The 18,774-nt window shown below is 36.3% G+C and carries 18 protein-coding genes; 11 read left to right on the top strand and 7 right to left on the bottom strand.

The annotated features are described in order from the left end of the window. Positions 1–38 precede the first annotated feature (38 nt). The 4 genes from LC418_RS06105 (at position 39) to LC418_RS06090 (ending at position 4,496) form a co-directional block, all read left to right on the top strand. Complete coding sequence (locus LC418_RS06105) at positions 39–1,598, top strand: sodium:solute symporter (RefSeq protein ID WP_223558450.1); 1,560 nt, start codon at positions 39–41, stop codon at positions 1,596–1,598. A gap of 48 nt (positions 1,599–1,646) precedes the next feature. Beyond that, on the top strand, positions 1,647–2,336 hold the full coding sequence (locus LC418_RS06100) for an SGNH/GDSL hydrolase family protein (RefSeq protein ID WP_223558449.1): 690 nt from the start codon (positions 1,647–1,649) through the stop codon (positions 2,334–2,336). Positions 2,337–2,607: 271 nt separating this feature from the next. Then, on the top strand, positions 2,608–3,462 hold the full coding sequence (locus LC418_RS06095; RefSeq protein ID WP_262510838.1) for a transketolase: 855 nt from the start codon (positions 2,608–2,610) through the stop codon (positions 3,460–3,462). A gap of 86 nt (positions 3,463–3,548) precedes the next feature. After that, entirely contained in the window at positions 3,549–4,496 is a 948-nt protein-coding gene (locus LC418_RS06090) for a transketolase family protein (RefSeq protein WP_111959260.1), read from the top strand. 138 nt (positions 4,497–4,634) lie between these two features. Here LC418_RS06090 and LC418_RS06085 read toward each other — a convergent pair whose 3' ends face one another. The 3 genes from LC418_RS06085 to LC418_RS06075 are packed head-to-tail and all read right to left on the bottom strand — an operon-like array spanning position 4,635 to position 6,165. Then, a complete protein-coding gene (locus tag LC418_RS06085) occupies positions 4,635–5,147 on the bottom strand; it encodes a hypothetical protein (RefSeq protein WP_223558448.1) in 513 nt (170 codons plus the stop codon). Further along, positions 5,144–5,608 (bottom strand): hypothetical protein, encoded by a 465-nt coding sequence (locus tag LC418_RS06080; protein WP_111959258.1) that lies wholly within the window; start codon positions 5,606–5,608, stop codon positions 5,144–5,146. Before LC418_RS06080 ends, LC418_RS06085 begins: the two co-directional genes overlap by 4 nt. Before the next feature lie 29 nt (positions 5,609–5,637). Then, positions 5,638–6,165, bottom strand: coding sequence for a hypothetical protein (locus LC418_RS06075; protein ID WP_223558447.1), 528 nt, complete (start codon positions 6,163–6,165; stop codon positions 5,638–5,640). Positions 6,166–6,646: 481 nt separating this feature from the next. Between LC418_RS06075 and LC418_RS06070 the strand changes: the two genes are divergently transcribed. The 4 genes from LC418_RS06070 to gwsS all read left to right on the top strand — a co-directional run bounded on the left by LC418_RS06070 (position 6,647) and on the right by gwsS (position 10,001). Continuing rightward, the gene (locus LC418_RS06070; RefSeq protein WP_223558446.1) at positions 6,647–6,844 is read left to right on the top strand and encodes a grasp-with-spasm system A modified peptide; all 198 of its coding nucleotides are present in this window, start codon (positions 6,647–6,649) and stop codon (positions 6,842–6,844) included. Positions 6,845–6,893: 49 nt separating this feature from the next. Continuing rightward, positions 6,894–7,784 carry a hypothetical protein gene (locus LC418_RS06065; protein WP_223558445.1) on the top strand — a complete coding sequence of 297 codons (891 nt, stop codon included), beginning with the start codon at positions 6,894–6,896 and terminating at the stop codon, positions 7,782–7,784. Between the two features lie 47 nt (positions 7,785–7,831). After that, positions 7,832–8,734: a grasp-with-spasm system ATP-grasp peptide maturase gene (gene gwsG, locus LC418_RS06060; RefSeq protein ID WP_223558444.1), complete on the top strand. Its 903-nt coding sequence runs from the start codon at positions 7,832–7,834 to the stop codon at positions 8,732–8,734. Between the two features lie 175 nt (positions 8,735–8,909). Then, positions 8,910–10,001 carry a grasp-with-spasm system SPASM domain peptide maturase gene (gene gwsS / locus LC418_RS06055; RefSeq protein ID WP_223558443.1) on the top strand — a complete coding sequence of 364 codons (1,092 nt, stop codon included), beginning with the start codon at positions 8,910–8,912 and terminating at the stop codon, positions 9,999–10,001. Here gwsS and LC418_RS06050 read toward each other — a convergent pair. The 3 genes from LC418_RS06050 to LC418_RS06040 form a co-directional block, all read right to left on the bottom strand. Then, a complete protein-coding gene (locus LC418_RS06050; RefSeq protein ID WP_111959246.1) occupies positions 9,998–10,375 on the bottom strand; it encodes a hypothetical protein in 378 nt (125 codons plus the stop codon). The genes gwsS and LC418_RS06050 overlap by 4 nt on opposite strands. A gap of 70 nt (positions 10,376–10,445) precedes the next feature. Continuing rightward, positions 10,446–10,916, bottom strand: coding sequence for an Lrp/AsnC family transcriptional regulator (locus LC418_RS06045; RefSeq protein ID WP_034703315.1), 471 nt, complete (start codon positions 10,914–10,916; stop codon positions 10,446–10,448). A 134-nt stretch (positions 10,917–11,050) separates the two neighbouring features. Beyond that, positions 11,051–15,841, bottom strand: coding sequence for a translocation/assembly module TamB domain-containing protein (locus LC418_RS06040; RefSeq protein WP_223558442.1), 4,791 nt, complete (start codon positions 15,839–15,841; stop codon positions 11,051–11,053). 4 nt (positions 15,842–15,845) lie between these two features. On the opposite strand from LC418_RS06040, the gene tsaD reads away from it, so the two are divergent. From tsaD to LC418_RS06025, 3 genes are read left to right on the top strand one after another with little or no spacing between them, the layout of a single operon-like run. Beyond that, positions 15,846–16,862: a tRNA (adenosine(37)-N6)-threonylcarbamoyltransferase complex transferase subunit TsaD gene (gene tsaD / locus LC418_RS06035; protein ID WP_111959243.1), complete on the top strand. Its 1,017-nt coding sequence runs from the start codon at positions 15,846–15,848 to the stop codon at positions 16,860–16,862. Next, a complete protein-coding gene (locus LC418_RS06030; RefSeq protein WP_111959241.1) occupies positions 16,859–17,269 on the top strand; it encodes a hypothetical protein in 411 nt (136 codons plus the stop codon). The genes tsaD and LC418_RS06030 overlap by 4 nt, the downstream gene beginning before the upstream one ends. Positions 17,270–17,319: 50 nt before the next feature. Next, positions 17,320–18,021 carry an RsmE family RNA methyltransferase gene (locus LC418_RS06025; RefSeq protein ID WP_223558441.1) on the top strand — a complete coding sequence of 234 codons (702 nt, stop codon included), beginning with the start codon at positions 17,320–17,322 and terminating at the stop codon, positions 18,019–18,021. A 40-nt stretch (positions 18,022–18,061) separates the two neighbouring features. On the opposite strand, the gene LC418_RS06020 is transcribed toward LC418_RS06025, so the two are convergent. Then, the gene (locus tag LC418_RS06020; RefSeq protein WP_223558440.1) at positions 18,062–18,733 is read right to left on the bottom strand and encodes a TrmH family RNA methyltransferase; all 672 of its coding nucleotides are present in this window, start codon (positions 18,731–18,733) and stop codon (positions 18,062–18,064) included. Positions 18,734–18,774 lie beyond the last annotated feature (41 nt).

Below are 18,774 nucleotides of genomic sequence, written 5' to 3'. Positions count from 1 at the left end.
AGAAAAAAACTATATTTGCTAAAATTTAAAATTTCAGCATGAATTCAGGAACTATCCTTTTGCTATTTGTTTTTATCTATTTCGTTGGTCTTTTGGTGATTTCCTATTTCACAAGCCGGAATTCTGATAATCAATCATTTTTTATTGGTAATAAGAAAAGTAAATGGTGGCTCGTTGCATTCGGGATGATAGGAACCAGCTTAAGTGGAGTTACCTTTATTTCAGTTCCGGGAACAGTCGGGAAAATGACAGGCAGTGAATATATTTTCGGAGGCTTTGAATATTATATGATGGTGATTGGCTTTTTCATAGGGTATTTTATAGTTGCAGCCATATTGCTTCCGTTATATTACAAAATGAATCTAACCTCCATTTATACGTATTTAGGAAGAAGATTTAATGTAGAAGCTCATAAAATAGGTTCGATATTTTTTATCATTTCCAGAGCTATTGGCGCTACAGCAAGATTATATCTGGTTGTCAACGTTTTACAGATATTCCTGCTTGAAGGCCTGGGCGTTCCATTTTGGGTAACGGCTCTTGTACTCTTGCTGATGGTTCTTTTATACACTTTTGAAGGTGGCGTAAAAACAATCGTAATTACTGATACTTTGCAAACTTCCTTTATGATCATCAGTTTGGTTGCCTGTATCGTTTATATTTTATCCAATCTAAATTTATCCTTTGGTGAAGCATACACCATTTTAGAACAGAAAAATTATACTCATTTTATCAATTTTGATCCCAATTCCAAAACATTTTTCCTTAAAACCATTTTAGGAGGGATTTTCATTACGATCGCCATGACGGGCCTGGATCAGGAAATGATGCAGAAGAATATTTCTGTAGACAATCTTCAGAATTCAAAAAAGAATATGCTGACATTCGCGGGAACTCTTCTTTTTGTCAATCTTGCTTTCCTGTTTTTGGGAGGCTTGCTTTATCTTTTTGCCTTGCAAAACGGTGCAGAATATGGATTGGCAAAATCTGAAACGGTAACCAACATTTTCGGATTCAAAGATGCGGCAGGAAATATAAAAAATATTATGGGAGACGACCTCTTCCCCGCTTTATCGCTTCAGGGACATTTCCCAATGGTGATTTCCGTTATTTTTATTATCGGACTAATTTCAGCGTTATTCCCTTCGGCGGATGGTGCACTGACGGCAGTAACCAGTTCATATTGTGTAGATTTATTAAACCTTAATGAAGATAAAACTAAAACGGAAAAGGAAAAAAAACACCTTCGTATGAAAGTTCATTTAACTTTCACCGTAGTTTTCTTCATCCTGATTATGGTTTTCAAAGCCATGAATGATAAATCAATCGTTTATCTGATTATGGAAATTGCCGGCTATACTTACGGACCTCTTTTGGGACTTTTTGCTTTCGGAATTTTTACCAAATTCCAGATTTCAAGAAAGTATGCCATTCTTGCGGTTACAATTTTGGCACCTGTTATCACTTATTTAATTAATTTATCGGTCACCACTTATACGGATTACAGAATTGGTGTAGAACTGATTGTACTTAATGGCCTGCTTACTTTTATTGGTTTATGGCTGGTAAAAAACAAACAATATTTAAAAGTAGTCTGATCAGGAAAATAGTTTTAAAGCCTTGGTCATCTTAAAAAAATAACACGTATGAAATCATCAATATTTCTAGCCATTGCCTTGCTTCTATGTGAGTTAATAAATGCACAAAGTGCTGTTGATTTTGCCAATCTTGCCAAGTACAAAGATGACAATACAGCAATTTTAAATGCAAAGAAAAAAGTGGATGTGGTCTTTATGGGAAATTCCATTACTGAAGGCTGGGTAAAAAACCATTCAGCATTTTTTGCTGATAATAATTATATAGGCAGAGGAATCAGCGGCCAAACCTCTTCACAAATGCTCCTCCGTTTTCAAAATGACGTTGTATCCTTAAAGCCAAAATTGGTGGTAATTAATGCCGGTACTAATGATATTGCCCAAAACACAGGAGCTTATGATCAGGACTTCACCTTTAACAATATTAAAGCAATGGCTGATATGGCCCGAAGCAACGGAATTAAAGTAATCATCGCATCTGTGCTACCTGCAGCTGCATTTCCCTGGCGTAAAGATATCACTGATGTATCCCAGAAAGTAGATGCCTTAAACAGCAGGCTAAAGCAGTACTCGCTTAACAACAAACTCGTTTTTGTTGATTATAATACGGCAATGCGTAATGAGAAGGGCGGTATGCGTGAAGGTCTTTCAAAAGACGGTATCCATCCTGAATCTGCAGGTTACAGCATTATGGAACCGTTGATTAAAAGTGCTGTCAATAAAACATTGAGTAAAAAATAAAAATTACATTTTTACTCCTTATTTTAGCAGTAAGCATGTTTCAATTTATTAAAAAGTTTGTTTTTATTTTTAATCTATTAAGAAATAGAGACTTGAGAACACCCTAATGCAGGAACGGAACTTTTCTAAATTTTCCAACTACATCTATTACAAGAAGACTGTTAAAATCAGTATTTCTTCGAAATAATTCTAAATCCGGATCATCAATCCGGATTTTTGCATTTCCGTAAGCCGTTAAAAAATTGTAAATTCGCGTGCAAATAAATCAGATATAATGAGTAAAAGTATCGAAGAGTTAAAATCTCTTACTACGCAGATCAGAAGAGACATTTTAAGAATGGTTCATGCTGTAAATTCAGGACATCCGGGCGGAAGTTTAGGATGTACGGAATACTTTACAGCGCTTTATGGGAATGTAATGAACTATAATCTTCCTTTCACGATGGAGGGGAAAAATGAGGATCATTTTTATCTTTCAAACGGGCATATTTCGCCGGTTTACTATTCTACTTTAGCGAGATTTAATTTCTTTCCGGTAGATGAATTGAGAACTTTCAGAAAGCTGGATTCAAGACTTCAGGGGCATCCTACTACCCATGAGGGTCTTCCGGGGATCAGAATTGCTTCGGGATCTCTTGGCCAGGGACTTTCTGTGGCACTTGGTGTAGCAGAAGGGAAAAAACTGGACGGAGATAAGTCTCTTGTATATACGCTTCACGGAGACGGCGAACTTCAGGAAGGTCAGGTTTGGGAAGCTTTGATGTATGCTGCTGCCAAGAAAGTGGACAACATCATCTCAACTATTGACTACAACGGACGCCAGATCGACGGAGATACGGATGATGTATTAAGCTTAGGAAATTTGCACGCTAAGCTTGAAGCATTTGGATGGACTGTTTTGGAAGAGAAAAACGGTAACGATCTTGAAGCTGTTATTGCGATCCTGGAGAAAGCTAAAACTGAAACAGGAAAAGAAAAGCCTGTAGTAATCATTCTTCATACAGAGATGGGTGCTGGTGTGGATTTCATGATGGGGTCTCACGCATGGCACGGAAAAGCTCCGAATGATGAGCAGCTTAACACTGCATTCAAACAATTATATCTAGAAGCTCCTGCTGATTATTAATAATAAATGATGAATAATCAATGATAAATGATGGTTTAAATCGTTAAGGAAAACATTGTTTATCACTATCAAAAACTTTAGTAAAAATGAAATATACATATACAGAAAAAAAGGATACGCGTTCAGGATTCGGAGCCGGATTAGCAGAACTTGCCGACAAAAATCCTAATGTAGTGGCACTTTGTGCAGACCTTATCGGTTCTTTGAAAATGGAAAAGTTTATTGAAAAAGCACCGGAAAGATTCTTTCAGATAGGTATTGCAGAGGCTAATATGATGGGAATTGCTGCTGGTTTGAGCATTACAGGAAAAATTCCTTTTACAGGAACTTTCGCGAACTTCTCTACTTCAAGAGTGTATGATCAGATCCGTCAGTCCATCGCTTATTCAGGAAAAAATGTAAAGATATGTGCATCGCACGCTGGTCTTACTTTAGGGGAAGACGGTGCTACCCACCAGGTTTTGGAAGATATCGGTATGATGAAAATGCTTCCGGGCATGACGGTAATCAACCCATGTGATTACAACCAGACCAAGGCAGCTACCATCGCTATTGCAGAGCATGATGGTCCTGTATATTTACGATTCGGAAGACCTACCGTACCTGTATTCATTCCCGAAGATATGCCTTTCGAAATTGGAAAAGGAATTCTTCTTCAGGAAGGTACTGATGTAACGATTGTTGCAACCGGACATCTTGTTTGGGAATCTCTTGTAGCAGCTGATGAGCTTGAAAAAGAGGGTATTTCTTGTGAAGTAATCAACATTCACACTATTAAACCGCTGGATGAAGAAATCATCATTAAATCTGTTGAAAAAACAGGTAAGATCGTTACAGCTGAGGAGCACAACTATCTTGGTGGTTTAGGAGAATCTGTTGCGGGAATGCTTGCCAGAAAGAGACCTACAAGACAGGAATTTGTTGCGGTAAATGATACTTTCGGAGAATCTGCTACTCCTGCAGAATTGATGAAGAAATATAAGATCGATGCAGCTGCTGTGAAAGAGGCTGTGAAGAGAATTTTAGCGAACTAAGATAAGCTATATCATATAAATAAACCCGGGCTGTTTCTTCGAAACAGCCCGGGTTGTTTTTAACCATCCCGTCAAATCTTTGATTTGTCACCCCTTCCAGAGGAGGAGAAATGGCTACAGTATTCATTTTAGATCATATTATTGTGGCCTATTTATAGGAATATCAAGTACATCAAGCACAGGATATAATATATTTTCCAGGAATTCCTCTTCTTTTACCCTGGATGCCTTAGAACCTGAAAAATAATTGCTGATTCTGTAGTTTTTAACAAACTGGTTCCTTTTTTTTCCGATAACATAAGAGTAGGCACCACTTTCATCATTAATAAAATAAATCATCTCATCAAAGCTCATGATTTTTTTAGTGATAAAGAGTCTTCTATAAATGCTCTTCTCCCGTTTATCGAAAATATATTTTACCGGAACTTTAAAAAGAAGATCCCATAAGAAATAAACCATATAGACTCCCCATATAACAGAAGCAATGGTAAAGGTATTTTCAGATAGTATATTTCTGAAATAATACATCACCGGAATTGCAAGAATTCCAACGCCTAACCACCATCTTAAAGTACGCAGGAAGCTGTAATTAGGCATAAAACTTATTTCACTGCCATTATCTTCAAATTTATATCTGTCTTTGGTATTCATCGCAAGTTTTCATTTAAACCCATAATATCTTCGGTTTCGTTCACCATTTTTTGTATTGCTTTATGGGTAAGGGCCTGCCCTATCATAAATTTCTGTTCTTTTCCATTAACCTCAAAATAAATATTTAGAAATACATTCATAGGAATGAACCCAAGATATTTCGTCGTCAAAACTTCAAAATTTATAAAATCCTGGAAAGCATAGGTCTTTGTAGAAACAAAAACACTGGGTTTACAGGTAATGGTCTGCTGTTGCGGATCGATCACAAACTTTTTTACAAAAAAATTAGCAATGATCAGTCCTACAACCACAATTAAGAATAGGCCCAATAGAGGGAAATTATATTTATAAGCAAACCCTGCAGCAATAAATATAAGAATAGCCAATACCGCACTAAATATGGGCTGGTTTTTGAAGATAAAAAGGTTTCCTTCTTTTTTGTAGAATTGATAAGTGTTCATAATAAATAGTAATGTATTTTAATGTTTAATTATTTTTTATAACGTTCTGCAATCTCATCGTTATTAATAGTTTTAAAAGTATTCAGGTCTGTTCTGAAGTAGCTGTCATGAATTGAAAAATAGGCATCAACTGTAGCTTTTGATTGTTCATCAGCTTTTTTCCAGCATTCAAAGAACCAGTTTTCAAACAATCTGTATTTTTCATCATTATATTCATCCCAGAAATCATCGAAGTCATCTTCTTCCTCATATTTCTCCTGAAAATCCGAAGCTTGTGTCCATATTTTTTCCGGAAGAAAAGAATTCCATTCTTCACTTTCACCGGCCTGTTTTTTCTTTTGGCAGGACGGAGCCGCCGTGTGGGTAATAATATCTCCTTTTTGATCTTCAGCCCAGAATACAATATCTAAATAATCGTATTCATATTCAAAATATAGGGCTTTGATATCTGTTTTAGTCTTTCCACTGAGAAAATCTACATTTTCTCCTTTAAGCATTTGTACAAGATCTTTAATGAGTCCGTTCCTAATTTCCTCAAGATGATTTTTTAACTCCATATTGAGTTGTTTGAGGTTTTCATACATTGATTTTGTCATTTAAGTTTTGATGCTGTTGTTAGTATGCAAAAATAGATGAAAAAATAAATCTTCCAGTCATGATTTAATGTATTTTATAAACCATTTTTTTGTATGTACAATACGTCATTAACATGTACAGCAGTGATATCAGATTATTTATTTAATGATTCAATTTTATAATGTTCAAACTCAAATTTCACAGTCTGTAATGGATAAAATTACCCGACCCGGTATTTTTTAAGATTTATTTAAACATGTACAATATGTCTATAAATTCACAAAAAAATTACAAATTACTCACATTAAAGAGATATAATTATTTATAGTTTTGAAATAATCAACGTTGATTGAAATTCGATATTTCGCCTGTAAGTGTACAGTATGGGATGGAGTAAAGAATGACAAACCCCATGTCAGGGCTTATATGACAACACAGATTTTAACAAAAAATTATTCAATTATGAAAAAATTAAATGGTATGAAGAACTTTTCTTCATTGGAAAACAAAAAAATGAGCAACCTGGTAAATATTACAGGTGGAACTGAAACAAATGTAAGAACTACTTCTGAAACAGGTCCAAATGGTCAGCCTGGGAACACAGGTGATACAGCAATTTGTAATGATGGGAAACAAGTGGCAACAGTAACAGTTGACTAAATATGAGGGGGATTTCCCCCTCTATTTTTTCATATAAAGAATTATAATAATGAAATATAGCCTTTTTTTAATATTGATTACGCTAGCTTTTATTTCATGTAAAACTAAAAAGCTTAACTATATAGATTATTATCATAAGGTCTATGCCATTGACAGTGCACATAGAGTTCATAAAGATACTTTAGCAACGATCCGGCAATATAAAAAATTATTCAGGAAATATCCTCCCGCCCAGAATGAAAGGCTGGAAGAGTATGAAACCTACATCAGGTATGCAGACAAATTCCATAAAAAATTTGGTGGTATCAAAAGTCTGGACAAACTTATAGCTCAGTCGGCACCCAACTGGAAATACAAAAGAGAAGATCGGGATTTTTTCAAACTTTACAAAAAATACGGGATTGACAGTCTTACTGTTGAACAGAAAGTACTTCAATGGAAAAGAGGCTTAAACAAAATACTGATAGATTCTTTCAGTATTGCATTCAAACGGGACCAGTATAATGATCGCATTGGCCCAACTGTAGTAAAAGATGACAAAAAAAATGCTGAACTTTTGATCTGGACATTAAAAAACTATGGTTTTCCGTCAAAACAAAAAATAGGACTCAATGGCAACAATGATCAATTCATGCCAATGAGCATTCTTCTCAATCATATGGCAGGAACAGAGCATTATGAATACTTCAGGACAAAATTACTGGAATATGTAAGATCAGGTGAATGTACCCCTAGAGAGTATATAGAAATAGTTGACAAATATCAATACATCCATCATTTACAAACTGTTTACGGTATATTCAACCATTTCGATGCTCCTAATTTTACTGTATCAGATTCTGCAAGAATAGATAAAAACCGGATAACAGTGGGATTTCCCACTCTCAAATATTCTTCAAAAATAACTAAAGATTTTCGAAAAAAAATAAATTCAAAATAGGATAAGGATATAATAGTTATCCCTTAATTAAATCATAAAAACACTGCATGATACTGATTATCTCTCAAAATAATGAAATTACAACTACCGAGGTAATTAAACAGCTGATCGTAATGAATAAAAAATTCATCCGTGTACATGAAGATGAATTCTTTGAAATTAAACTTCAGAAAAAAAGAATTTTACTTCAAAGCTACCGCAATACTTTCTTTCTTGATGAAATAAAAAGTGTCTGGTACAGAAGAGGCAGATTGGCTTTTAAACGTTTAAAATATGTCAACAAATCTATTAACCTGAATATGAATGAGACACAATACTGGCTTGAAGATTACATCAGAAAAACACTTGAATCCAAAAGACACATCAATAAGGAAAGTAATAGTGATGTCAACAAACTGATTGTGCTCGACAAAGCAAAAGAAATTGGTTTTGATGTTCCCGGATATTTTCTGGCAGAAGATACTGACGAAGTAGAAATAGAAAAGACCATTATAAAAACACTGAACGGAAATGTAATGCTGGATGAAATAAAGAAAAACTCCGGTGGTTTTATGTATACATCAATTGTTGAACAAAAGGAAATAACCCCTTTTTTTATTACTTTTTTCCAGGAAAAAATTGAGAAAGAATTTGAAGTAAGAACTTTTTATCTAAATGATCGCTGCTGGTCTATGGCCATATTCTCACAAAATGATGAACAGACTAAAGTGGATTTCAGAAAGTATAATAAAACAAAACCGAACAGGAATGTTCCCTACAACCTTCCAACTTATCTTGAGGAAAGGATACGCCAATTAATGCAGGCTTTAGATCTGAATTCAGGCTCCCTGGATTTTATAAAGAAAGGAGAAAAACATTATTTTCTGGAAATCAACCCGATTGGACAGTTTACAGGAATGTCCAATACATGCAACTATTCTCTGGAACAAAAAATCGCTGAATATCTATGAAAAATCTGTATAACGAAAAACATAAACTGCCTCTTACATTCAAATATCTTGAGGTTTTTAAAACAAAAAATGTCAGCAAAATTCACAGCAACATGCTATACTTTAAACCATCTGAAAAATATCAGACTGAATATCATGTGAGAGAGAAACCATTAAAACAGCTTACAAGACTGATATGACATATTTTAATTTATTCAGCAATATCCTTGTCACAAAAGGCGCCAGTCGTATTTTAATCTCAGATCTTCAGAGAAACATTTCTGAATTATATCCTTTAGAATTTTATGACATTATAGAGGAACTGAAAAGTAAATCTATTGAAAATATCCTTGGAAGTTATGATGCAGAATCACAAAAATTCATGCATGAATATATAGAGCTGCTCCTTGAAAAAGAATATGGCTTTATAACAGAAGGAAATTGGGATGGCAGTTTTCCGTCACTTTCCTATAAATTCTCTGAACCCAGTGAAATTTCAAATATTTTTATAGAGGTCAGCGATACATCAGTTTTGGATAGAATAAAAGAATCTATAGAAACCCTTAGAGTAAAGTATCTTGTCATTTACTGTAATAAAAAACTTTCTCTTAATGAGTTTCAAAGCATTGATTTACAATTTGAAGGCTCTGTTTTAAATGGTATCGAAATATTTTCACCGTTCTATGACAATGTAGATGAGGAGTTTATCAATCACCTTAGTCAAACATTAACGGGAATTTACAGCTTAGTATTCTACAGTTGCCCAAAAGCTCCTGTTAAACCTAAAGATGTTTTCAGATTCTCTCTGCAGTTTAGCCAAGAGAATTTAAAAATTTCCTCCTGCGGAAAAGTAGATCTAAAATATTTCAACACTAATATTTCAAAAGTAACAGAAGCCGTAAATCATAATTCCTGTCTCCACAAAAAAATAGGAATAGATATAAACGGCAACATCAAAAACTGCCCTTTAATGGCTGAAAGCTTTGGAAACATCAACGACACCAGTCTTGAAGATGCAGTGATAAAGCCGGGATTCAGAAAATATTGGAATCTCACCAAAGATAAGATAGAAATCTGTAAAGACTGTGAGTTCAGGTACATTTGTACAGACTGCAGAGCCTATACGGAGCGAAATCATACAAATAGTGAAGGATTAGACACTTCTAAGCCTCTGAAATGCGGTTATGACCCTTATACAGGAAAGTGGGAAACATGGAGCAAAAATCCTTTAAAACAAGAGGCAATACGCTTTTATGAGCAGCAAATAAATCTAAATGCAGCCCTCTAGCGGAAAAACTTCCATTTTGGAATAATTGCCAGCATCCCGAAGCCCGTAAACAGGAAAAGATTGGTTACATCCGTATACAAGAATGTGGACAGGTAATAATTATGCATAAAAAAATGCAGTACCAGTAATGCAGGAAACATAAAAATCCCAATTTTTCTATAGAAAAACATCAGGATAAGCCCGAGCATCATCAGAGCATCAATAGAAAAAATAACAAAAAAATACCATCTCGGAATCTGAAGATATTCATGCTGAAGATATTCATCGATATCAATTCCCAACCCCATAATAGTAAACAGCATTAATGCTGCAAATGCTGAAATAAAGCCCCATCCTTTCTTTGGATCCTCGTCAAAGTAACTGTATTCTTCCATAGCTACAAAAATAAAGAACTTATGAATATATTCATAAGTTCTTTAATATAATCTTCGTTTAAAATTTGAATTATATAGAAATAGCGTTGATCAATCTGTTTTTGTCGCTCAAGTACTCTTCCATAGAGATCATACTTTCGGTTCTCATTACATCTTGAATGTCGTCTATCTGATAGATAATTCTTTTCGCATCTTCCGTATTCTTAGCTCTTACTTTACAGAAAATGTTATATTTTCCGGAAATAACGCTCGCTTCGATTACATTTGGAAGTACTGAAAGCTCTTTCAATACCTCTTGAGTGCGGTTTGATTTTGTCAAAAGGATTCCAATGAAAGCTGTAAAGTGATAATCCAGCTTGCCATAATCGATATTAAGAGATGATCCCAAAATAATACCTGCATCCTCCATTTTTTTCACTCTTACGTGAATTGTTCCAGCAGAAACATCCATCTGTTTTGCAATTTCAGTAAAAGGCATTCTTGTGTTTTCGACTAAGAAATCAAGAATTTTCTTGTCTATTTCGTCCAGTTGATAGTTCATATTAGTTAAATTACAATTTTCTTAAAAAATCTATGTATTTGTTGCAAATTTATAAAAAATAATTTAACTAAAAAAATTATATCAAACATTAACAATAATTAACACGGATGATAAAAATCATTAAAATATTACGATTATTTACTAGTCGATTTTGTAGAATCTGTTTTTATTTCTGCTTTAGCTTCTGACTGTTTTTTATCTTTTTTCCTCTTTTTAAAGAGAGAATTAAAGCTTTTGCTCCACACAACTCCCCCACCATAGGCCTGATTTGCAGAACCATTGGTACTTACCATCCCAATATTGGTAGGCTTGGAATACCCTCTTAGGACAAGACTTCCATCATTCTTTTTAGAAATATCATATTCAATAGATCCCTCACCAGAAAGATAATTGGTCTGTGTACCTTCTGTTTTTGTCAGCGGAATTCCCAGTCCGGTTTTAATATTTACCCTTGGTGAAAGGGCCACACTCACCCCGGCATTGGCCCGGTCACCAGTGTTGGAATTTTGGTCACCTTTTACATAATTCAAATCGATCTGGAATTCGTTGCTCATTGTATTAAGAACTGATCCCAACTGTTTCAGAAGCATATTGTATCCGGAAGATTCCGCTACACCTGCCACATCAAAATCCACTCCTCCACTGTTCGAAACATTAAATGTGCTCAGCAGCAGGACGGAACCAAACTGAAGCACTTTTTCACCTTCCTGGCTCATCTTAGCTGCCAATGTTTCTTTTACCTGGCTGGAAACATCAAGGGCAGTCACGTTCAGATCAATTTTAGGATTGATGAGAGACTGGGTAATATTGGCCTGAAGCAGTACACTGATCGGCTGCAGTTTCCCCATGCTTAAATATTCCCCTGCATTGGAAACCATTCTCACATAATTGGCTGTAATATCGAGTGCCGGCTTCATCGCATCACCATCCCATCTGATGCTGCTGTTCTTTTCTATTTGGAAGGTCTTATTAAGAATAGCTTTGGAAACAAATGTTCCGTTATCTACCTTATAAGTACCATTCATTGCAATGTTGCCTTGTCGCCCCATCTGGAACCTCAGCCTGTCTGCAGTTCCTTTTACAGTGATATTACCTACATCATCACCCACCAGAACATTCACCGTAGTTCCTTTATCCACATCAAGACTGAAGTCGATGCGCATATTAGCTCCCGTCTTCTTCTTTTCTTCCAGCGTGATAAGCCCGTCTTTTCCTTCTTTCAGGAATCTCAGCATTTTAAATTCTTCAACATTGGATGTCGAGCTGGAATTAAAGGTAAAATTACTTCCGTTCAGGGCTTTCATATTAGGAGTTGAAATACTCAATCCGGAAACAGGTCCGTCTACATAGAGATCTCCCTGACCGTAAACCCTTCCCCAAAACAGGTCATAATCTTTCTGGCTCGTATTCAGCATAAGAAGATTGTCAGCCCTCATTACGAGGTTGACCCCCATTGACGAAATTGTCTCAAACTGGATTGCACCTGAAATTGTTCCCTTAGAATTCGATCTTCCGTCATGAACTTCAATATTGTTAAGAATGGCAAGTCCACGGGAAAGCGGAATCACCGTATCATCAAATGAATAATCTACTCCGGTAAACAGGAGCTTTAAACCGAAACCTTTTAAAGCAATATCCCCGCTATAATCAAGATCACTCAACTTTCCGTTGATCTTCAGATCACCTGTAGCTTTCCCTCTGATATTTCCGAAAACAGTCTGAACAAACTGCTGGGTAAAAGCAAGGTCAAAATCCCGCATTTCTGCAGTGAGATCAATTGTAGGAGAAGCAGTGTTATTATTGACGGTACCAGTCAGATGAAGGTTGTTATTTCCAAGAACTCCTGCTGAAGCTACCTTTACATCTACGTCATACACATTCAGAGAGAAACCGTTTGTAGCAGAAATAGTAAGGTCACCCATCTGGTTTCCGTTCATCACAATATTATCTACAGTAAGATCTACAATTGGTTGCAAAGTGCTTTTATCCATCTTGATCTTTACACTTCCGTTTGCCAGGCCTTTTATTCCCATAGGATTTCCTCCGGACTGCATTTCAAGAAGTTTTTCAATAGCAAATTCGTTAATCTCTGCGTCTAAATAAAAGTCTTTGGCGGATTTGAACTGTGCCTCTTTAATAAACAGGGCACTTTTATCTGAATATATACGCAGGTTCCTGATATCGAAATCTCCTGCGTTTTTTCTGTAAGTAATGGAATGATCCAGTTCGGGGCTTGTATCTATTGCCCAAGTCACCTCATTAAATTTAACTTCTGTAGGTTCAAACCTGAAAACGTAATCCCCGGCAGCATTCGTAGACTGATCTACGTTAATAGCATAAGCTTTAAGATTATCATTCAAATCATCCTCAGGACTTCCATGCTTGAAGGTAGTGGTCAGATGAAGAGCCGTATTGTTTTCATTTTTACCTTTAAGTTCAAAATCCTTAATAATATTGTTATTGTATACCAGTTTGCTGACCCTTGCATACAGCTGTTCATTAAGGTTTGCCGTATTGATCCTCACCATCACGCTGTCGATCATCGCACTGTCTCTGGAAATATTATTTCTGTCATTAATTTTGTATTCAGGATTGGCGGCGGCCAAAGCTTTGTCTGCATCCGAAATTTCTTCCTTCTTCGTCATAATATACTTCAGAGAGGCTGCATCCAGATTCAGGATGAGATCATTTGAATCTCCATTGTATTCTCCTTCTATCACAGCACCCTGCGGAAGCTTCAGATCGGGCAGGAAATAATTCACAACGCCCTGCTGAACATCAAAATTCATTTTAAAATTCTGACCTCTGTATAATTTTCTCGGTGGTGGGCCTACGAGAATTCTTCCGATTCCATTCTCTACCATACCCGCAAGATCGGCAAGGTTATATCTTCCTGATATTTTACCACTTGCAGCGCCAGGTGCATCCACATCAATGACACGTCCGCCAGCTTCCACAAAAGTTTTCAGCTTGGCGTTTGGAATAATGTATTTTTGTGTGGCTGTGGCAAAGTGAAGATCATTGGCATCCACATCTAAAGTCAAATCGTTAATATTAGACATAGACATTTTACCTTCCACCCGTCCGCTCACGATCTGGCTTCCCGGTTTATTGGTAAAATAATTCATATTCAGAGAAGTGACATCTGCATTTACATTCATCGCGACCCTTGAGGTACTGAAATCAATAAGCCCTTTAATCGTTGCTTTAGCCTGCTCATCATTCACGGTGATAAGTCCATTATATTTTTTATGATCCAGCAATCCGTCAAGATACACATTACTGATCTGCTTATCCATAATTTCGATGCTGGTGATCTGGGATTTCGTGGTCAGACGCATTGTATTCACGTCAAAACTCTGTCCGTTAAGATCAAATTTACCGGAGATCAGGCCAACGCTTTTATTCTTGGTGATGACAGAGGTATTCAGGTCTTTTACTTCGAGATATCCCGAATATTTAGGCATTGCCGTACTGTATGCGGTAAGTGAAAGTTTGGAGATCTTGGCCTGCCCTATTCCTGTCATCAGGTTTCCACTGGAAACGTAAACCTGCTCAGGAGTTACCCTTGCTGCTCCGTTATATTTCAGTTTCCCGAAATCATCAGCAAAGTTCTTCATCTTTTTAGAAATAAATGAAGGCATCATGGCTTTTAGATCCTTATAAGTAAAATCGGTAGAAAGATCGTTCGTTTCAATGGCAAAATTTCCTTTCAGCAGTCTGTCGACCTTCATTGTTTTGGTTGCGATATTGACGTCAGGATTTCTGATCAGGAAATTCTCTAAATGAAATTTATTTAAAGGACCGGTCATTTTCCCGGCAAGGTTGAATGGCTTAAAATTATCCCAGTTGGTCACAAAATAACTGATATCATATCCGCTCAGCTGACTTCCCTGCTGGATTTCCATATCCCAGCGTACACGGTCTGCAAAATCTGCCCATGAACCGTCATGAAGATTAAATTTGATATTTCCCTGGAGCAGTGAATGATCAGTATTCAGGGTAAGGTCTTTTAGTGACAGAAATTCAGGTGTTAAAGAAAGTTCAGTAGAAAAAGTATCTACAAAATGAGATTTCCCCCATCTGTTAGTGACGAAGGACATATTATTGATCAGTGCCGAAATATTGGCCCCGTTAACCTTTACATTAGGTGCTTTTAAATTAAAATTTGTGGCAGTAAGCCATTTTCCAGGTTCTCCCGGAGAATTTTGACTTACAATAGACACCTTTGAATCAATGATCTGTACCCGGGAATCGAGCTGAAAAGGAGGCTTTTTAGGATCTCTTTTCTTCCCACTGTCGAAAAGCTGTGTAAATCTGATAAAATTGGAAATACTGTCCCCTTTATAGGTGATCACCTTTACATCTGCATTAACCAGGGTAAGGGAATTAAAGCTTAGTGAATTACTGTTTCCTGAAATAGCATTGTAAGCGAGAGACATCCAATCTGAATTGGCGCGAAATTCTCTTGCTTTGATAAATTCCAGGCCTTTGTAGTCTTTTATTTTTAATCCTTTTATAGTGACGTCTCCAAAATAATCTACTTCTACACTCTCTGTAGACATCCCTGCTTTAAAGTCTTTATTTACGATCTGAAGCGCCTGATTGGCTGCCCATCGTTTGGTTACCGGAAGGTTAATGGCAGTAAGTATTCCTCCAACAAGAATAACTCCCAACCAGAAAAGGATCAGGAGAAGCTTTGCCCACCAGGAATAGCTGGTGACATCTTTTACAGCCTGCTTTCCAAATTCTTCAGCCGTTTCTACAGGATGATGAATAGCATCTGATGCCAGTTCAGACGCTTCTTTAACGGTCTCCTTTACAGCCCCTTCTACATCCCCAACAGTCTTCTGTACCTGATCACTTAGGTTCTCAGTTACCGATTTTTTATTCTCATTCTCGTTATTATTCTCTAACTTTGCCATTATTATGAGCGACTCTATAATTTTAGGTATTGAATCGTCCTGCGACGACACCTCAGCAGCTATCATCAAGGGAAACTGTATTCTGTCCAACATTGCTGCGAATCAGGCCATCCATAAAGAATATGGAGGTGTGGTCCCGGAACTGGCATCGCGAGCGCATCAACAAAATATAATCCCCGTTGTTGAAAAATCTCTTACTAAAGCAAATATACAACAAAATGCTATTTCAGCTATAGGATTTACACGCGGTCCCGGACTTTTGGGATCACTTCTTGTAGGAACATCATTTGCTAAGTCTTTGGCAATGAGCTTAAATGTTCCATTAATTGAAGTTAACCATCTCCAGGCACACATTTTAGCCCATTTCATTGCAGATGCAAATCCTATGCCGCCTCAATTCCCTTTTCTGTGTCTTACGGTAAGCGGAGGTCATACGATGATTGTATTGGTAAGGGATTATTTTGATATGGAAATTATCGGAAAAACAATAGATGATGCTGCAGGAGAGGCTTTTGACAAGATTGGAAAGATTTTCGACCTTGATTATCCTGCCGGGCCTATTATAGATCGATTGGCTAAGGAAGGAAATCCTGATGCTTTTACATTCAACAAACCTAAGATGGAAGGCTATGACTATTCATTCAGCGGGATCAAAACTTCCGTTCTTTATTATATTCAGAAAGAGGTGAAAAAAAATCCGGATTTTATTAAAGAAAATCTGAATGATCTTTGTGCTTCTGTTCAGAGAACAATCATTGAAATTCTGATGACTAAACTTGAAAAAGCCGCCAAAGAATTGAATATAAAAGAGGTGGCCATCGCCGGTGGAGTTTCTGCCAATTCTGCTTTGAGAAAAGTAATGGAGGACAATCATGAAAAATTAGGCTGGAATATCTACATTCCAAAATTTGAATATACAACTGATAATGCTGCGATGATTGCCATGGTTGCTCAATTGAAGTTTGAAAGAGGTGAATTTACGGATCTGAGAACTTCCGCAACTGCAAAATATGATTTATGAAAATACTATTAGAAGAAAAAATACTGGGAACACATTCTAAAAAGAACTCAAAATATTATTGGGTTTTAGAAACCGTTATAGGAAAAAATGAAGTGACAGAAAAATCTGAGGACGAAGATTATTTAATGATAAGTTCAGAAATTGGATATGTTCAAAATATAAAGGAAGAGATCATAGAGAAGATCAATTCAGAAAATGTATTTAGTTTTACTTACGAACCCAAAGAAGGAGATTATTTATCCATCAAAAATAATTTAAGAAAAAACGAATATTTGAATTTAATTTTTATGAATAATAAGTGGGTTGAAGAAATTTACGCATGTTCATATAGAGATTGTGAAGGCGATATTTATACCACGATAAAAACCGGTGTAGCATTTATAAGCGATAATGAAATTACCTTTTAATCATCACTTCACTTATCAGTAAAATTCAGGCGCATTCTAAATATCAATATATGAAACTTTTTTTTGGCGAAATCAATAACGGAAAAGCAATAATTAATGATGAAGAACAACAGCACATTGTGAAAGTTCTCCGTATGAAAGATGGTGAAGAAATTCACGTAACAGACGGAAAAGGAAATATTGCTTCCGGAAAATTAGTTATCGAAGGGAAAAAGGCCGGCTTAGAAGTTTCTGAAATTAAAACCAATACTCCGGATTTTAATCCCCGACTTCATATTGCCATTGCTCCGACGAAAAACATCGACAGGATCGAGTTTTTTGTGGAAAAGGCTGTGGAAATGGGCATTTCAGAGATCAGTATTATTATTACAGAAAAAACTGAACGTAAAATTATTAATATTGATAAGCTCAGAAAGCAGGCTGTTGCTGCTTCCAAACAAAGTTTGCGATTCCATTTCCCTGTCATTAATGATGCGGTGAAGCTTACAGATTTCTTAAAAAACATTGACCCGCAGCATACTTTCGTAGCGCACTGTCATGAAAATCTTGAAAGGATTGAGCTTAACCACATTCCCGCTCTGGAACAGATCACTTTTTTGATTGGCCCTGAAGGGGATTTTTCTGAAAAGGAAATTCAATTTCTGTCCGACACTAATGTAAAAGCAGTTTCACTTGGAAATCAAAGATTGAGAACGGAAACGGCGGGTGTATTTGTGGCGGCGTGGAATTATTTCAATATGATGAAAAGTTAGAAGTTAGGAGCATCTATTTATCAATAAATTAACAAATTCCCTACATTTCCAGGTTATGGTCTTTAAGATATTTTTCGAAAATCTGCTGGCCGCTTCGCATTGAATTGACTGCCCATCGGATCTTCATTTTCATCAGTTTTTCTTCGTTCAACTTATAATCAATACCTGATTTAATCAGTTTCTGTTTCAGTTCGTACATACAGATACCTGCGGCTACGGAAACGTTATAACTCCTCGTCAGACCGTACATCGGAATAGCCAGTGTTTCATCTGCAAAGTCTAAGACTTCTTCTGACACGCCTTCTTTCTCAGTTCCAAATACAAGAGCAATAGGTTCTGTGATTTGATAATCGGGAAGCATGACTGCATTTTTTTCAAGGGATACAGCCAGAATTTTATATCCTCTGTCTTTGATATTCTGCAATGAAGCCATATTTTTAGGCATTTTCTCCACTTCTACCCAGGTTTCGGCACCTTTTGTCACTGTAAGATTGGGATCAAAAACATTTTCCTCTTCCATAGCCACTACTTTGTGAAAAGCATTTGCCTCTACTGATCTTATAATAGCTGCTGCGTTTCTGAACTGGTAGACATCATCCATCACAGGAAGGACAAAATCGGAACTTTCTTTGGAGAAATGTTCTATTTTTGAGAGTCTTTCCTCTGTTAAAAACTGCTTTAAATATTCAAAAGTTTGCGCTAAATCTTCCATTCATTTTCAAATCTTTGCAAATTAACGTAATTTTGAGCTAT

The organism is Chryseobacterium lathyri, assembly GCF_019970085.1.
GTDB classification, from domain to species: Bacteria; Bacteroidota; Bacteroidia; order Flavobacteriales; family Weeksellaceae; genus Chryseobacterium; species Chryseobacterium lathyri.
Note: the sequence above shows the minus strand (reverse complement) of the source record. Positions and strands in the feature narration are given on the sequence as shown.

What these genes read in the sequence shown, in the direction of transcription:
- LC418_RS06040 (WP_223558442.1), bottom strand. Translation starts at nt 15,841, where the DNA reads ATGGCAAAGTTAGAGAATAATAACGAGAATGAGAATAAAAAATCGGTA.
- LC418_RS06025 (WP_223558441.1), top strand. Translation starts at nt 17,320, where the DNA reads ATGAAACTTTTTTTTGGCGAAATCAATAACGGAAAAGCAATAATTAAT.
- LC418_RS06080 (WP_111959258.1), bottom strand. Translation starts at nt 5,608, where the DNA reads ATGAACACTTATCAATTCTACAAAAAAGAAGGAAACCTTTTTATCTTC.
- LC418_RS06070 (WP_223558446.1), top strand. Translation starts at nt 6,647, where the DNA reads ATGAAAAAATTAAATGGTATGAAGAACTTTTCTTCATTGGAAAACAAA.
- LC418_RS06050 (WP_111959246.1), bottom strand. Translation starts at nt 10,375, where the DNA reads ATGGAAGAATACAGTTACTTTGACGAGGATCCAAAGAAAGGATGGGGC.
- LC418_RS06030 (WP_111959241.1), top strand. Translation starts at nt 16,859, where the DNA reads ATGAAAATACTATTAGAAGAAAAAATACTGGGAACACATTCTAAAAAG.
- tsaD (WP_111959243.1), top strand. Translation starts at nt 15,846, where the DNA reads ATGAGCGACTCTATAATTTTAGGTATTGAATCGTCCTGCGACGACACC.
- gwsG (WP_223558444.1), top strand. Translation starts at nt 7,832, where the DNA reads ATGATACTGATTATCTCTCAAAATAATGAAATTACAACTACCGAGGTA.
- LC418_RS06100 (WP_223558449.1), top strand. Translation starts at nt 1,647, where the DNA reads ATGAAATCATCAATATTTCTAGCCATTGCCTTGCTTCTATGTGAGTTA.
- gwsS (WP_223558443.1), top strand. Translation starts at nt 8,910, where the DNA reads ATGACATATTTTAATTTATTCAGCAATATCCTTGTCACAAAAGGCGCC.
- LC418_RS06085 (WP_223558448.1), bottom strand. Translation starts at nt 5,147, where the DNA reads ATGAATACCAAAGACAGATATAAATTTGAAGATAATGGCAGTGAAATA.
- LC418_RS06105 (WP_223558450.1), top strand. Translation starts at nt 39, where the DNA reads ATGAATTCAGGAACTATCCTTTTGCTATTTGTTTTTATCTATTTCGTT.
- LC418_RS06065 (WP_223558445.1), top strand. Translation starts at nt 6,894, where the DNA reads ATGAAATATAGCCTTTTTTTAATATTGATTACGCTAGCTTTTATTTCA.
- LC418_RS06045 (WP_034703315.1), bottom strand. Translation starts at nt 10,916, where the DNA reads ATGAACTATCAACTGGACGAAATAGACAAGAAAATTCTTGATTTCTTA.
- LC418_RS06020 (WP_223558440.1), bottom strand. Translation starts at nt 18,733, where the DNA reads ATGGAAGATTTAGCGCAAACTTTTGAATATTTAAAGCAGTTTTTAACA.
- LC418_RS06090 (WP_111959260.1), top strand. Translation starts at nt 3,549, where the DNA reads ATGAAATATACATATACAGAAAAAAAGGATACGCGTTCAGGATTCGGA.
- LC418_RS06075 (WP_223558447.1), bottom strand. Translation starts at nt 6,165, where the DNA reads ATGGAGTTAAAAAATCATCTTGAGGAAATTAGGAACGGACTCATTAAA.